Source organism: Limnochorda sp. (genome assembly GCF_047459355.1).
Lineage (GTDB): Bacteria > Bacillota > Limnochordia > Limnochordales > Limnochordaceae > Limnochorda.
The window spans coordinates 1-14101 of record NZ_VSCV01000034.1 but is presented as its reverse complement, the minus strand read 5'-3'; the positions used below and the strand labels follow the sequence as shown (position 1 = coordinate 14101).

Genomic DNA, 14101 nt, shown 5'->3' with positions numbered 1-14101 from the left:
GCCCACCCGCACAGCCGCCGCGTAGGGGTCGCCCTGTATCTGGGCCAGCCAGAGCCGGGCAAAGTCCCGATACGGTTGGAGGAGCTGGGCCCGGAGGGGGGCGCCCACCACCTCCACCCTCCCGCCGGCGGGGAGGGGGCCCTCGTGGGGCCCGCCCCACGCGCTCCGCACCTCCACGATCCAGTGACCGTCCTTCAGATCCGTGGACAAGTGGAGGCGCAGGGGGACGGCGCCCATCCGGGCGGGCAGCGAGGCGGCCATGGTCCGGGAATTGTTGACCACCAGCAGATCGCCCGGCCGGAGGTACCGGGCCAGGTTGACGAACTGGTCGTGGCGGTGGAACCCCTGGCGGCGGTCGGTGACCAAGAGCCGCACCTGGTCCCGGGCCAAACCCCGGGCTTCAGGCGGTACTCGGGCGGCGAGGCTTTCGGGAAGATCGAAGTGGAGGGCCTCGGTCCTCATGGGTGGACCACCCCTTGGGCCAGAAAGCGCCAGGGCCTGGCCGGGTACGAGCCTTCTGCCCCGTTCGCCGAGGCGTTCCCTGCTCGCCCCGCCCGGGCCAGCTCCCGGTCGATGATCTCGAGAACGGCCGGGGCCACCTCCTCGGGCAGCGGCCGGTCGCTGATGTCCTCCCCAGGGAAGGCGGCCTGGTGCATCTGGGTGCGCATGTCGCCCGGGTCGATGGCCACCGCGCCCACACCCGTGCCCGCCAGCTCGTTGGCCAGGGTGTGGGTGATCAGGTCCAGGGCCGCCTTGCTCGCCCCGTAGCCGCCCCAGCCTGGGTACCCGCCGACCGCCGCGTCGGAGGAGATGTTGACGATGAGGCCGTGGCCCCGGGCCAGCATGCCGATGAGGACCGCCTGGATGAGGGCCAGGGGCCCAAAGACGTTGGCGGCGAAGACCTCCTCCAGCTGTGCGAGCGGGTACTGGGCCAGGGGCGGGAGGGGCGACGGGCCCAGGAGGGAGGCGTTGTTCACCAGCACATCGATCCGCCCGAACCGTTCGGTCCCTTCGGCCACCAGGCGGCGGGCCAAGTCCCGGTCCGCCACGTCGCCCGCCCGCGCGTGGACTGAGGCGCCCAGAGCCCGGAGCTGGGCCGCCGCCTGGGCCAACCCTTCAGCCCCCCGGGCGCAGATGACCAGCCCTTCCCCGCGGCGGGCCACCTCCCGGGCCAGGGCCAGGCCCAAGCCCCGGCTGGCACCAGTCACCAGCCAGACGCGTGAGCGCTCCATGGGGATCACCTCACTGAACCGGTGGGGTTGTGGTGATCCCACTCTAGCCAAACTCGGAAAGAGACGGATCGGCCGGGAGGAGGAGGTCCATCTCCTCCTTTGGGAGGAGGCCAAGGTCCGGGTCCACCCTGTCTTGACGCCTCTTCCCGCCCGGTGAACCCCGGGGGCCGGGGGGCGTCGCCCCATGCCGCCACCGCCTGCCAAACGGCCAGGGGCGGGCCTGGCGCCCGCCCCCATCGCTTCTTCCCTTCCCGGGCGTGATGAGCCCCGGGCGGCTGGCCCTCGCCTACGACCCATCACCAGGCTCTACCACGGCTGGCGCCGGGCGGGGCCCCGGAGCAGCGCCCCCTTCAGCGCGCCTTGTTCGGGCTGTGGTGGGCAGCCGGCGCGCCGCCATCAGGGCGACCACGAAGGGAAGGAGCAGGGCCAAGAAGACATCGGAGAAGGGGGCCGCCTCCAAGGTGGCGAGCGGATTCCAGGGGGCCAGTTGCGCCTCCTGGCGGGCCGCCAGGAGGGCTCCGGCGACGGCCGGGCCCGACGCGCCCAAGAGGAAGCCGGTGCCCTGGAAGAGGCCCATGCCCGCGCCCACCTCCTCCTCCGGCAAGGCGTTGGCGACCGCGTTGTTGGCCGGAGATTGGATGCAGGCAAGTCCCGTCCCGACGCAGGCCATGAGCCCGGCGATCAGCACCGGGGAGACCCCGGCCCAGGTGGAGAGGGCGGCCACCGTCAGCATCAGAAGCCCGATCCCCATCAGGATGGGGCGCCGTACTCCCACCCGGTCCGAGAGCCGCCCGGCGAAGGGCGAGGCGAGGGCCATGGCGACCGCATGGGGCGTGAGCACCAGGCCGGTGGCACTGGAGGAGAGGCCGTTCACCTCCACCACCAGAAGCGGCACCAGCATGAGCACCGACAGGTTGACGAACATGGCCACGGGACCGGTGGCGAGGGCGGCCACGTAGCTCCGATTCCTGAAGAGGCCCAGGGGGACAAAGGGGTGCGCCACCCGCTGGCTGCGCCGGACCAGGGCGATGCCAGCCAAGAGGGCGGCGAGGAAGGCGCCCCACGAGGAGAAGGCGGTAAAGCCCACCGTTTGGCCCTGGGTGATGCTGAAGAGGAGGAGGCCCGCGCTCAGGGCGAGGAGCAAGCCCCCCACGGCGTCAAAGCGCCGGACTTGGGCGGAGCGGCCATCGGGGAGAAAACGCAGGGCCAAGGGGATCAGGGTGAGGGCGAGGGTGATGGAGATCCCGAAGAGCCCCCGCCAGCCCAGCCATTGGCCCAAGGCGCCCCCCACGATGGGCCCCACCGACTGGCCCATCCCCACGGTGGAGGCGATGAGGCCCAGCGCGCTGCCGCGATGGCCCGAGGGAAAGGCCCGGGCCACCGCGACGGCGGAGAGGGCAGGCACCGCCGCCCCCGTGGCCCCCTGGAAGGTCCGTCCCACCACCAGGAGCGACAAGCTGGGCGCCAGAGCGCAGACAAGGCCGCCCACCGCGAACCCCGCCAGGCCCATGGCGAAGAGCCGGCGGACGCCGTACCGGTCCGAGGCCCGGCCGAGGATGGGCACGCCCACGGCGTAGGCCAGCAGGTAACCGGTCACCACCCAGCCGATCAGGGCCGGCGAGGCAGCAAACTCCGCCCGGATGACCGGGATCATTACATTGATCATCGAGCCGGTGAAGGTGGTCAGGAAGACGGCGGAGAGGATCACCAGCAGGAGACGGCTGGGGGACGCGTCCGGGCCAGACTCAACCGCAAGGCTCTGCCGTTCCATGTTCACCCTCCTCGAAGGGAGCGTTTACCGGAAGTTCCGGCTCGCCGCACCAGGCAGTTCGATCCCTTTCCGCCATCCCAAGAGCCTGCTGGCCCACGCCCGCCGGGCTCGAGGCAGGTGAGCCTCCCGATGGGATCGCCTCCACCTGTGTGGGCGACGATCCCACTCTAACCGGTGGCAACTTAGGCTGGATCGGCCAGCGGGAGGAGAGCGCCTCCTCCTTTCGGAGGAGCGCCTTAGCGGAGCGGCCGCCCGCCGCGGGCGGCTGGTGCTTCCCGCACCACGTCGGTGATGGGCCGGTTCCGAGGGTTCTCGACGGACCCTCGGAGCCGTCAGAGAATCCTGTGGCCCAACGCGTCAAAAGCCTCGACAACGCATCGAGCCGCGGGGCTTTCGGGATACTCGCTCTTGAGCAGCGCCCAGACCATGGTGTCGCGGTAGGTGCCGTCAGCGCGCGGCGAGTTCCCCCGGAGGGTGGCTTCATGGACAAAGCCCAACTTGCGGGGGACGGCCGCACTCCGGACGTTGGCCGGGTCGCAACGGATCTCCACCCGGTTCACCTGCTCCACCTCGAAGGCGACCCGGGTCAGGGCTGCCGCCACCTCGGTGGCCAAACCTTGGTTGATCTCGTCGGCCCGGATCCAGTAGCCGATCTCCAGGGCCCCCGGCCCGACCCGCAGGTGGAGGCCGGTGCCGCCCAGGACCCTCCGCTCCTCCCGGTCGAAGATGCCGTAGATGAAGTTCTGGCCCAGATCGAACTCCGCCCGGAAGCGCCGGAGGCGGGCCACCTTTGCGGGCAGGTCCTCAGGCTCATTCTCCGCCCAGGGCATCCAGGGGCGGAGGTGGTCCAAGCTGGCGTCGATGGCCTCCTTGAGGAGCGGCGCGTCAGCAGGATCCCAGCACCGGAGCACGGTCCGTTCGGTGTGGATGCGGTAGGCGGGGCCTCGTCCGTTCATGGTCACTGGCACGTCACCCTCGAGTGAAGACTGGCGGCCGCCCGGAGGCAGCACTGAGGCGACGGCCGGGCACCCGGTGAAGCCAGGCCCGGCCCGCCGTTGACCCCAGGGATTCGGCGAGACACCCCTCACTCCTCCTGACACGTTCCCGCCCCACGATCGAGGAGCCCATCAGGCGGGAGATCCGCTGCCTGGACGAGCTGATCGTTGACTGGCCCGAGGCCATGGAGAAGATCTCGCGAACGGTGTGATCTACTTCACACCCGCCTGTGGCCGGCTCCACTGCGTTCCCCAGCGGCGCGTGCCAGAATGGCCTCAGACGGAGCCGTTTCTCCGTCGCCCGCCCCGTGGCGGAGCACCCCACCCAGAGGGGGAGAGGCCCGTGCAGCCCTGGCCCGACCTGGCCAAGCGCCTTGAGCTGGACAACCGGGGGTTGGAGCCGCCTGAGCCCATGGCCCGCATCCTGGCCGCGCTGAAGGACCTGCCCGAGGATACCTACCTCCTGGCCCACAACGACCGGGAGCCCATGTTCCTCTACCCGAAGCTGAAGGCTCTGGGGTACGAGTACCATGCCGAGGTCCAGCCCGACGACTCGTGCCTTATCGCCATCCGAAAGCCCCTCCGGAACGGGGATCCCCGATGATCCTCCCCACGGAGGTCCCCTCCAACAGGACGGCGGCCACCGCCTCCCGGTACATCCAGACGGGGCTGCTCTTCCTGGTGGGCGCGGCCGCCGTCATCCTGCTCCATCTCCCTGAGCTGATGGCGGCTCCCCGGCACAACCCGGTCACCCTGGTGCTGGCCCACCTGTTTTTCCTAGGGTTCGGCACCCTCATCACCTTTGGGGTGCTGGGTCAGATGATCCAGGTCATCACGGGGCAGCCCATCGAGGCGGGGCACCACAAGGAGACGGCCTACGCCCTGCTCGTGCCAGGGATCCTCGTCCAGACCGCGGGCTTTGCCGTCTGGATGCCCTGGGTGATCACCGTGGGCGGGGCGTTGGTGGTGGCGGGGACCTTCCTCTTTGCCGTCCCCTTCCTCGCCCCCCTGGCCAAGCACCGGCGGAACGACCGGACGGCCCTCTTCATCCTCTTTGCGCTCTTCTTCCTGATGGGCACGGTGCTTTTCGGCCTCCTCATGGCCCTCCAGCTGGAGAAGGTTTGGTCCTCCTGGCTCTTCCTGAACGGCTTCATCGCCCACATGCTGCTGGGCGGCCTGGGATGGTTCACCGGCATCACCATCGGCGTCTCCTACAAGCTGATCCCCATGTTCACCACCAGCGCCAACCTGCCGGACGAGCGGGTGCGCCGGGTCTTCCTGCTTTACAACGGAGGGCTCGTCATCCTCCTCACCGGCGCCGCCCTCTCCTGGCCCTCCGTGGGGCTCCTGGGAGCGGGAGGCGTGCTGGCCGCCATCGTCCTCTACGGGCTCGATGTCCGGACCATGCTCCAGCGGCGGCTCCGGAAGCACCTGGGGGCCGGCATGCGGCAGAGCCAGCTCGCCGTCGGCCACTTGGTCCTGGCCACCCTTCTCTTCGCCGGCCTGTTGGCCGGGTGGGCGGCGGGCGCCCCCTGGGTGGCCACGGCGGCCGCCCAGCGGCTCCTGGTGGCAGCGGGGATGCTCTTCGCGCTGGGTTGGATCGGCAGCATGATCGCCGGGATGCTGGCCAAGATCGCCCCCATGCTGGTCTGGCTCCAGGTCTATGCGGACCGGGCGGGTGATCCGAACCTCCCCACCATCGGCGACATGATCGACGAGCAGGCCGTCGGGATAGGGGGATGGGCCTACCAGGCGGGGGTGGTCCTGGTCGCCGGGGCGATCGCCGCCGGCTCCCAGCTCCTCGGCCTGGCCGGTGCCGCCATCCTGCTCTTCGGCGTGGTGCTCCTCGCCCTCACCTTCTTCTGGGTGTGGGCACCCACGGACGTCCCCCAGCCCGCCAGCGCCCCGGGGGCCCCTGAGACGAGGTAAAGGAGGCGAGCGGATGCCCATCGACACCGAGATGATCCGGGAGGCGCTGCGGAGTGTGGTCGACCCCGAGCTGCAGCTGAACATCGTGGATCTGGGGCTGATCTACGCCATCGAGCAGCCGGCGGACGGCGAGGTGGCCATCACCATGACCCTGACCACCCCCGGGTGCCCCATCGGTAGCACCCTGGTCCAGGCGGTGGAGCGGACCTTGGCCCTTATCCCCGGTGTCCAGCGGGTGGAGGTGCACCTCACCTTCGACCCGCCCTGGAGCCCTGAGCGGATCACACCCGCCGGCCGCGCCCACCTGGGTTGGGCCACCTAAGCGGGCTCTCCGTGAAGTCGGCTGGCCCCCGGAGCAACGCGCCTTGGCCCCGCCGGGGGCGACACGACCCGATCACATAGTCCTTCCAGGCCAGGAGCAGAAGGAGGCCATCCCCATGGAGAACGCCGTGGTGCTCGATGTGCGGCCCGATCTCGAGGCGGGCCAGGAACCCTTCCACAAGATCATGGAGGCGGTCGACGGGCTGGGCCCCAACCAGGCACTGGTGCTCATCGCGCCCTTCGAGCCCCGGCCCCTGTACAAGGTGCTGGGCGCGAAGGGCTTCGATCACCGGACCGAGGAGAACGAGGACGGGGACTGGCGCATCACCTTCTTCCGCCGGAAGCCGACCAGCGCCCCGGAGCCGACCCAGGCCCAGTAGGCGTCCCTTCCCCCACTCCTCCCGAGCGGCGGCCTGTCTCCCCGGAAGCCCGAGTCAGCGAAGGAAGGTTCCCAGGAGATTGGCCGCCGCCACCATCGCGCCCACCAAGAGGAGCGCCAGGTACCCGGCCAGGGGAAGCCCCGTGGGCAAGGCGATGAGGAGCCCAATCACCCCCGCATTGTGCAGAGCCAGGCCGATCCAGGCCGGCCCTTCGGCCACCATCTCGCGAAAGGCGGGCACCCCTGGCTCCTTCCCCCGGCCCCAGTACTTGTTGTGCCAGACATAGAATGGCAGGATCCGGTGAAGGTACCCCAGGATGGCGTTGGTGAGCCACCCGCCCAGCCCCGCCACCCCCGCCCATACCAGCGGCGGACCCAGCCCACGGGCCGAGAAGAGCAGAACCCCCGCCAGGACAGCGAGGTACAGGTGAGCGAGGCGCACGTAGGTGACGGTGGGGTGCATCTTCTCCGGGGGTCGGGAGGCGAAGAGGGCTCGGGTCTCCCACAGAAAGAGGCCGAGGGCCGCGGCGAACAAGACGGGGGCGACCCGGCCAAGCCAGCCCCATGGGGCCCCCACCGTCGACAGCCACGTTGCGACCACCCCGCCGTGGAGGAGGATGAGGACCAGCCGGTCCCAGCGGGGTTCCACCTTCTTGGGCGTGAGCCCGAAGAAGGGGAGGAGGTGGTAGGCGATGCCCAGGACCAACATCCCAAACCACCCAGCCAGGCCCACGGTGACGTGGAACGGGAAGACCAGAGCCCACCGCTCGCCCAGCCAGCCCAGGGCCAGGTTGACAGCCAGGGCCGCCCCGGCGAGGACGGTCAAGAGCACGTAGAGCAGGGCGCTCAGCACGAAGGGGCGGATCCGCCGGGCGGCCCGCCCCTCCGATGCTTCTTGGCTCTGCCCCACGTTGATCAGGACGATGATGACCCCGCAGGGAACCAGGACGGCCCCCGGCAGCAGAAGCTCCGGCCGCAGGGTGGCCATCCCTGAGGTGAGGGCCACAACGCCCAGGGCGTACAGCCCCCCGGCCCACCGGGCCCACCCCGGGTGAGCCAGCTCCGTCCCAAAGACCACCGGCACCATCTGCTGCAGCGCGCCCAAGGCGATGGCTGTCCCCCACCCCAGGACGGTGACGTGGACCGCGGCGAGAAGGAGGGGATGGCGGTAGAGCCCTGCGGCCAGCGCCTCCCGGCCCAGCCAGAGCAGGATGGGAACCACCACCCACGACAGGAGGCCGGTGATGAAGAAGGGACCCAGGCTGGGCAGGGGGACCAGGTTCTCGCGCGTCACCCGGATGGCCACGCTACATCTCACTCCAGGATTGAAGGATGAAAGGCTTCAGCACCACCAGGCGGGACCCCTCGACCCGGAGGACACCCTCCCGCTGGAACTGCTGGAGGAGCCGGGTGGCCGTCTCCCGGGAGGTGCCGATCCAGCTCCCCAACTCCCGCCGGCTGAGGGTGAGGTCCACCTCGATCCCCTCATCCACCGCCCGGCCGTACCGCTCGCAAAGCTCCAGGATGCGCCGGGCCAGGCGGGAGGTGACGGTCTGCAAGGAGAGCGCGGTGATCTCCTCCTGGGAGGCCCGCATCCGTTGGGCTAGGAGGCGCAGGAGGCGGATGAGGATGTCGGGATGGGCCTTGGCGATCCGCTCGAACGCCTCAAAGGTGATCTGCGCGATCTCGGAAGGCTCCAGCACCTCCGCGTTGGCCGGGTACGGCCCGCCGTCGAGAAAGGGGACGAGGGCGATGGGCTCACCGTCGCCCAGCAGGTGCAGGATGTGCTCCCGTCCGTCGCTGGAGAGGCGGTACACCTTCACCCGCCCCCGCTTGATGAAGTGGAGGGAGCGGCTGGGCTCGCCTTCGACGAAGAGAATCTGGCCTTTGCGGTAGCGGGCCGTCACCACCACCGGCGCTAAGAGCTCCTTGTGCTCCGCGCTCAAGCCTGAAAAGAAGGGAATCTGATCGAGCACCGCCCGCCCGTTCTCCATACAGGCCCCCCAAGCTGGTGATACCTTCAGTCTAGCCTCTCTTGAAGCGCCCGCCCACCAGAGGCCGCCCCGAAGTGTGGCGGGTGCGGCTCACCCGGCCCGCCCGATCGACAGGCCCCGCCTTCCCGCCTTTTGTGAGCTCGATCACACCTGGATGTGACCCACCGCACCGGGGCTTGGGCCGCGCTTCACTGCCCTCCCACCGCCTCCGGTTTACGCTGGTGGGGAGAGAGGAGACGGAGGTGGCTGCCTTGGAGCGGTTCGGCCGGAACACCCTGTGGCTGAGCCTGGTCATCGCAGGCCTGGTGGGGATCGGGGGCCTCTTGGGCTTCGAGCCCCCCAGCGGCAGGGACGCCGGGCCCGTCGAGCTCGCTTCGGCGGCTGGGCCCACGGGCGACGAGGTGGTGGTCGAACTGCGGGGGATGCGCTTCACGCCGGACACGATCCACGTGAAGCCGGGCACCACCATCCGTTTCGTCAACCGGGATCCCGTCAACCACAACGTGGTCCACGCCCGCCCCGAGACCCTGGGGCGGGCGCCGGAGCTTTTCCGCTCCCCCGAGATCCGGCCCAACGGCAGCTGGACCCTCACCCTCGACGAAGAGGGAACCTATGATATCCTCTGCGACCTGGCCGGCCACTACCTGGCCGGCATGGTGGCGAACATCGTGGTCTCGGCCGACCCAGCTGCCGGGGCCGGCGGGGGCGCGGTGGAGGCGCCCCGCATCGCCCGGGATCCCCGGGACCTGCCCCCACCGGTGAGGCGGGAGGCTCCTGAACACGTGGTGGTGGAGCTGGAGACGGTGGAGAAGGTGGGCACCCTGGCCGATGGTCTCACCTACACCTACTGGACCTTCAACGGCACCGTCCCCGGGCCCATGGTGCGGGTCCGCCAGGGGGATACGGTGGAGATCCGCCTGAGCAACCACCCGTCCAGCACCCAGATCCACTCCATCGACCTCCACGCGGTGAACGGCCCTGGCGGCGGGGGCGCGGTCACCCAGGTGGCGCCAGGCGAGACCAAGGCCTTCCAGTTCAAGGCCCTTCATCCGGGCGTCTTCGTCTACCACTGCGCCACGCCCCACGTCCCCACCCACATCGCCAACGGCATGTACGGGCTGATCGTGGTGGAGCCGCCCGAAGGGCTCGGCCCGGTGGATCACGAGTTCTACGTCATGCAGGGGGAAATTTACGCCGATGGGCGCCCGGGGGCCGTGGGGCATGCCGCCCTTGACCCGGCCGCCCTGTGGGAGGAACGGCCCAACTTCGTGGTCTTCAACGGCCAGTTCCAGGCCCTCACCGGCGAGCACGCCATGCGGGTGCGGGTGGGCGACCGGGTGCGGATCTTCGTGGGCAACGGCGGGCCCAACCTGATCTCGTCCTTCCACGTGATCGGCGAGGTCTTCGATGAGGCCCACCCCGACGGGGCGACCCAGGCCCTCACCAACGTCCAGACGACCACCATCCCCGCGGGCGGGGCCACCTGGGTGGAGTTCACCGTGGATGTGCCCGGCGAGTACACCCTTGTGGACCACGCGCTGGGACGGGCCCTTGACAAGGGGGCGCTGGCGGTGATCGTGGCGGAAGGGGACGCGAACCCCTCCGTCTTCCGGGCGGTGGAGTAAGTCAGTGAACCGAGCGGGGCAGGCTAGGTGGGCCAAGGGTCCGGGAGCCGGATGTCGCGCCACCGACTCACCTCACACTGGCCCGCTCGGTTGTCGCCTACGGCCAGGACGGTACCGTCGGCTCGGAGGCCGACGGTGTGACGGTCCCCGGCGGCGATGGGCGACCGAGGCCCCACCAACCCCGGGGGTTCTCAGTCCGACGCCGACGGCCGCCCCGGCCGGATCACCAGCACCCCAGCCGAGACCGTCACCTGGGTGTACACCGCGTCGAAACCCGCTTGCTCCAGGGCCCTGACCGCCTCGTCCCCCACCCAGTAGAACGCCTCCTCATCCCACTCCCTGGCCCAGTGCTCCCGGGCCAGCTCGAACGCCTTTCGATCGGGGAACCCCACATCCCCCACCACCAGAAACCCCCCGGGGTTGAGGGCGTGGTCCGTGAGGCGGGTGATCAGGGCGACCTTCTCAGTCATGGGGAACTCGTGGAAGAAGTAGGTGGAGACGATCCGGTCAAAGCCGACCCGCACCTCTTCCGGCAGCCTCCGGGTCAGATCGGCCCGGACCAGCCGGACCCCGGGCAGACGCTGCCGCGCTTGAGCCAGCATCTTCGTGGAAACGTCCACGCCCCAAACCTGGCATCCGGCATCCAAGAAAAGCCGCGCCAAGTGGCCTGTCCCGACGCCCACATCCAGCACCCGCATACCCTGTTGGACCCTCGCCGCGCGGAAGACGGCCCCGAGGACGCGGTCGTAGCCGGCAAAGGGGAACCCCGCGGCGCCCCGGACTGCCTGGTCATACTTTGCCGCCCAGCGGTCGAAGAGACTGAGCCGGTCGTGTTCCTGTGCCACGGCGGCGGCACCTCCTCTGGAGATGGACCTGTCATCCAGGAGGCTGGAAGAGATCCCGAATCACTCGTCCTTCAGACAGGAACGCGCGGGGTCCAGGGCTGGGAATGGGAGACGTCGGCATCCAACTTCTACCCAGAGCATACCACGATTCAGACAGAGGAGTATGACTTTTCTCGGGGAACCTCCGGAAAAAGTCGGGGGAACCGGTGCAGCGTGGCCCAGCCACAAGCCTCGGGGCCGGGTCCAGATCAGTGAGTAGCGCCACAACACGTGGGGCCACCGCGCCGGCGACATCCAGGACCATTCTGTCAGATCACACTCAAGATTCTTGCGGAACAGCAAGGAATCCCCCCACCGATGCCGAATCGCCCTGTCGCAACGGCCCGGCCAACACCAGGGCAGCAACCCCAAGGGGCGAGGTGAGGGTCCATGCGGAGGTTGGTCGATCTGAGTCACGTGGTGGAGGACGGAATGGTGACCTATCCGGGCCTGCCGGGTCCGATCATCACCGACCACCTCAGCCGGGAGGCTTCGCAGGCTCATTACGCTCAAGGCACCACCTTCCACATCGGTCGGATTGAGATGGTGGGCAACACGGGGACGTACATCGACGCCCCTTTCCACCGCTATGCGGACGGGAAGGACCTCTCCGAGCTGGCGTTGGAGCAGGTGGCGGACCTGGAAGGGCTCGTCTTCCGCGCGGACCCCTCCCGGCGGGCCATCGGTCCGGAGCTCTTCGGCCGGGCAGATGTCCGGGGAAGGCCGTCCTGGTGCATACGGGCTGGTCCAAGCATTGGGGCACGGAGGCCTACTTCCACGGCCACCCCTTCCTCACCGCGGAGGCAGCAGCGTGGCTGGAAGAGGCGGGCGCGGCCCTGGTCGGTATCGACTCCATGAACATCGACGCCACCTCCACCGGTGAGCGACCCGTCCATTCCATCCTCCTTCGGGCCGGTATCCCCATCGTGGAGCACCTGTGCCACCTGGATCAGCTGCCTGAACGCGGCTTCCGATTCTACGCCGTTCCCGTCAAGATCCGGGGCTTCAGCTCCTTTCCGGTGCGGGCCTTCGCCATCGTCGACGGGTGATCGGGAACACTCGCTCCTACGGGGGGACCATGGAGAACCTGATCGACTATCTCATCAGGATCTCGCCAGCGATCGCCGTCGTTGTCTTGGTCTTCATCCTGGTCCGGCCGGGGAAGCAGGCGCGCGTCGTCTTGTACATCCTCACGTTCATCCTGCTGCGCGACGCGCTCACCCCTTCGTCCCTTTGGCGCCTGGGAGTGACCGACGGCATCCCGTGGATCCGGCTCTTTCCCAACCACGTCTTCTTGCTCGGGACGGCCCTCTCGAGCTTGACCGCCGTCGGGCTCCTCGTCCTCCTCGACAGGGAAAACTCCAGGGAAGTCGTCTTTCTGAGGAAGGGCGCGGAGCTTGAAGGGTGGGTTTCCGCGCTGGTGGCCTTGGCCGTCTTGCTCAGCCCATTCGTGCTTCTCTATCGCCGGATTGACCTCATGGATCGGGGCGGCGTGGTCGATCCGGCCTTTGTGGGATCCATCCTCATCTTTGCCCTGGCCGGGAATCTGCTGGAAGAGCTGCTCTTCCGGGGCTACGTGTACAACGTCCTCAAGAGACAGGACATCGACCTCAGAGCCGGCATCGTCACCGGCTTCGTCTTCTGCCTCTGCCACGCCTTCCTGGCGACCACGGTGACATCCATCGGCACGCCGCTCCTCCTGTTCACCCTGTGGGAGGGCGTCATCTGCGGCATCGTCGGGGCCCGATACGGCGTGCTCCCGGCCACCCTCGTCCACGGCGGCGCCATCTTTGGACTGACGTCGGGACTCTTCTAGACCGGAAATCGCCGTACTGTGCTCAATGGTGAACCCCGCCCAGCGCCAAGTCTGCACCAATGGGCTTGAGGACGGAGGCATCCCCTTGGATCCACCGGACTCTGCCTGCTCCCTGCCCCCGCCGGCCGCTTCTTCCTTGGGGAGGCTCAGAGCGAGAAGCACATACTGAGCAACCATGCCCGTTCGTCCGATGCCACCCTCGCAATGGATGAGGACGTTCTGTCGGCGCTTGCTATGCTCACAAATTTCCTTCACAAATGACGCGAATGAGTTCGCATCATCGGGAGTGCCAAAGTCAGGTATTCCGAACTCCAGTACAGGTACTGGCGACGTACCTGAACAGATTGCTTCGTGGGAGTGCGGGGACGAGGGCATGCTCCTGCCAGGCCTACCCAGCGTGACGGGAAGGACGAGGTTAGAGCTTTCGCGGCTCTCGTCTCGAGCGCACTGCAAAGAGCAGCTTCACGTCGCCCCGTTGGCCAGAAACAAACTCCTGGTACTCCTTCGATTCTACGGCGTAGAGCGCTGCGCGGCCCTGATGGTCGAAGTGAATCCCCCACCCGTGCGTCTTCGGCAGCGGAGACGCCCGGAAACAGGGCCGCGACTTCTGGAAGAAGCTCGCCCACAGCTCATCCCGGCGGCGCTCGACCTCTTCCCGGCTGAAACCTTGGCGTCTGACAAAGACCTCGAACAGGATTTCCTCCTGGGTGTACGTGTAGGGATGCCGCGAGAGCAACTCATACTGAATCCCTGCAACGGTTGACTCCTTCGGGATCCTGGCCTGGGCTACAGGGCAATCCGGGGCAACCTGGATGAACGTGTTGTAGTAGTTCACCGGGGCTCGCCTCCCCTACTGGGCTTCCGCCCCCGAAAGTTGCCGCAGTCTTCTTCGGCGGTCCTACTTTTCCTGCATCTTCCCCATTTTACGCGCTATCGAGCGGCGGTCCACCAGGCAGGGCACTGTCATGACCGCCGCCATGCCCGCGAGGACGCGCCCGTAACCTTTCACCGAATGGCACCCCGGTTACTGATTTCGCCGGCGAACGCCAGCACCAGGCAAAGAACGACAAGGCCCCACAGCGGTGTTTCCTGGGAAAAACGCAAGTGGAAAAGCGGCCCTAGCCAGGGCGCCACAGGAAGCATCCACTGACCAAA

The 14101-nt window shown here is 68.5% G+C and carries 15 protein-coding genes and 2 pseudogenes; 7 read left to right on the top strand and 10 right to left on the bottom strand.

Annotated features, from left to right (window positions below):
- The 4 genes from FWJ67_RS09720 to FWJ67_RS09705 all read right to left on the bottom strand — a co-directional run.
- Positions 1-462: S-adenosylmethionine:tRNA ribosyltransferase-isomerase (locus FWJ67_RS09720; RefSeq protein ID WP_414482363.1), on the bottom strand; the 462-nt coding region annotated here is incomplete at its 3' end.
- Positions 459-1232 carry an SDR family NAD(P)-dependent oxidoreductase gene (locus FWJ67_RS09715; RefSeq protein WP_414482756.1) on the bottom strand — a complete coding sequence of 258 codons (774 nt, stop codon included), beginning with the start codon at positions 1230-1232 and terminating at the stop codon, positions 459-461. The genes FWJ67_RS09715 and FWJ67_RS09720, both read right to left, overlap by 4 nt.
- Before the next feature lie 286 nt (positions 1233-1518).
- Positions 1519-3003: an MFS transporter gene (locus FWJ67_RS09710; RefSeq protein WP_414482365.1), complete on the bottom strand. Its 1485-nt coding sequence runs from the start codon at positions 3001-3003 to the stop codon at positions 1519-1521.
- Positions 3004-3335: 332 nt separating this feature from the next.
- Positions 3336-3959 (bottom strand): GNAT family N-acetyltransferase, encoded by a 624-nt coding sequence (locus tag FWJ67_RS09705; protein ID WP_304171481.1) that lies wholly within the window; start codon positions 3957-3959, stop codon positions 3336-3338.
- A 382-nt stretch (positions 3960-4341) separates the two neighbouring features.
- Here FWJ67_RS09705 and FWJ67_RS09700 point away from each other — a divergent pair, with 382 nt between their 5' ends.
- From FWJ67_RS09700 to FWJ67_RS09685, 4 genes are all read left to right on the top strand, one after another.
- Positions 4342-4602: a DUF2249 domain-containing protein gene (locus FWJ67_RS09700; RefSeq protein ID WP_304171480.1), complete on the top strand. Its 261-nt coding sequence runs from the start codon at positions 4342-4344 to the stop codon at positions 4600-4602.
- Positions 4599-5927 carry a hypothetical protein gene (locus FWJ67_RS09695; RefSeq protein WP_414482366.1) on the top strand — a complete coding sequence of 443 codons (1329 nt, stop codon included), beginning with the start codon at positions 4599-4601 and terminating at the stop codon, positions 5925-5927. Before FWJ67_RS09700 ends, FWJ67_RS09695 begins: the two co-directional genes overlap by 4 nt.
- A gap of 13 nt (positions 5928-5940) precedes the next feature.
- The gene (locus FWJ67_RS09690; RefSeq protein WP_304172523.1) at positions 5941-6249 is read left to right on the top strand and encodes a metal-sulfur cluster assembly factor; all 309 of its coding nucleotides are present in this window, start codon (positions 5941-5943) and stop codon (positions 6247-6249) included.
- 115 nt (positions 6250-6364) lie between these two features.
- Positions 6365-6628, top strand: coding sequence for a DUF2249 domain-containing protein (locus FWJ67_RS09685; protein WP_304172522.1), 264 nt, complete (start codon positions 6365-6367; stop codon positions 6626-6628).
- Between the two features lie 54 nt (positions 6629-6682).
- Here FWJ67_RS09685 and FWJ67_RS09680 read toward each other — a convergent pair whose 3' ends face one another.
- Complete coding sequence (locus tag FWJ67_RS09680; RefSeq protein WP_304172521.1) at positions 6683-7933, bottom strand: hypothetical protein; 1251 nt, start codon at positions 7931-7933, stop codon at positions 6683-6685.
- Between the two features lies 1 nt (position 7934).
- On the bottom strand, positions 7935-8621 hold the full coding sequence (locus tag FWJ67_RS09675) for a Crp/Fnr family transcriptional regulator (protein ID WP_414482367.1): 687 nt from the start codon (positions 8619-8621) through the stop codon (positions 7935-7937).
- A gap of 242 nt (positions 8622-8863) precedes the next feature.
- Between FWJ67_RS09675 and nirK the strand changes: the two genes are divergently transcribed.
- Positions 8864-10246 (top strand): copper-containing nitrite reductase, encoded by a 1383-nt coding sequence (gene nirK / locus FWJ67_RS09670; protein WP_304171205.1) that lies wholly within the window; start codon positions 8864-8866, stop codon positions 10244-10246.
- Positions 10247-10269: 23 nt separating this feature from the next.
- Here the strand turns inward: nirK and FWJ67_RS09665 are convergent, their stop codons facing one another.
- Positions 10270-10422 (bottom strand): RCC1-like domain-containing protein, encoded by a 153-nt coding sequence (locus FWJ67_RS09665; RefSeq protein ID WP_369686528.1) that lies wholly within the window; start codon positions 10420-10422, stop codon positions 10270-10272.
- Positions 10423-10437: 15 nt separating this feature from the next.
- Positions 10438-11091 (bottom strand): class I SAM-dependent DNA methyltransferase, encoded by a 654-nt coding sequence (locus tag FWJ67_RS09660; protein ID WP_414482755.1) that lies wholly within the window; start codon positions 11089-11091, stop codon positions 10438-10440.
- Between the two features lie 429 nt (positions 11092-11520).
- On the opposite strand from FWJ67_RS09660, the pseudogene FWJ67_RS09655 reads away from it, so the two are divergent.
- Both FWJ67_RS09655 and FWJ67_RS09650 read left to right on the top strand, forming a co-directional pair.
- Positions 11521-12179: pseudogene (locus tag FWJ67_RS09655) on the top strand (cyclase family protein).
- Positions 12176-12946 (top strand): CPBP family intramembrane glutamic endopeptidase, encoded by a 771-nt coding sequence (locus FWJ67_RS09650; RefSeq protein WP_414482754.1) that lies wholly within the window; start codon positions 12176-12178, stop codon positions 12944-12946. Before FWJ67_RS09655 ends, FWJ67_RS09650 begins: the two are co-directional and overlap by 4 nt.
- Positions 12947-13102: 156 nt before the next feature.
- On the opposite strand, the pseudogene FWJ67_RS09645 reads toward FWJ67_RS09650, so the two are convergent.
- Both FWJ67_RS09645 and FWJ67_RS09640 read right to left on the bottom strand, forming a co-directional pair.
- Positions 13103-13321, bottom strand: a pseudogene (locus FWJ67_RS09645) (protein-tyrosine phosphatase family protein); the annotation flags it as partial.
- A 40-nt stretch (positions 13322-13361) separates the two neighbouring features.
- Positions 13362-13781 carry a DUF6157 family protein gene (locus tag FWJ67_RS09640; protein ID WP_414482399.1) on the bottom strand — a complete coding sequence of 140 codons (420 nt, stop codon included), beginning with the start codon at positions 13779-13781 and terminating at the stop codon, positions 13362-13364.
- Positions 13782-14101: the final 320 nt, after the last annotated feature.

Bases quoted from the DNA above. Each gene is read 5' to 3' on its own strand.
- FWJ67_RS09715 (WP_414482756.1), bottom strand. From the start codon at position 1,232: ATGGAGCGCTCACGCGTCTGGCTGGTGACTGGTGCCAGCCGGGGCTTG.
- FWJ67_RS09675 (WP_414482367.1), bottom strand. From the start codon at position 8,621: ATGGAGAACGGGCGGGCGGTGCTCGATCAGATTCCCTTCTTTTCAGGC.
- FWJ67_RS09685 (WP_304172522.1), top strand. From the start codon at position 6,365: ATGGAGAACGCCGTGGTGCTCGATGTGCGGCCCGATCTCGAGGCGGGC.
- FWJ67_RS09710 (WP_414482365.1), bottom strand. From the start codon at position 3,003: ATGGAACGGCAGAGCCTTGCGGTTGAGTCTGGCCCGGACGCGTCCCCC.
- FWJ67_RS09695 (WP_414482366.1), top strand. From the start codon at position 4,599: ATGATCCTCCCCACGGAGGTCCCCTCCAACAGGACGGCGGCCACCGCC.
- FWJ67_RS09690 (WP_304172523.1), top strand. From the start codon at position 5,941: ATGCCCATCGACACCGAGATGATCCGGGAGGCGCTGCGGAGTGTGGTC.
- FWJ67_RS09705 (WP_304171481.1), bottom strand. From the start codon at position 3,959: ATGAACGGACGAGGCCCCGCCTACCGCATCCACACCGAACGGACCGTG.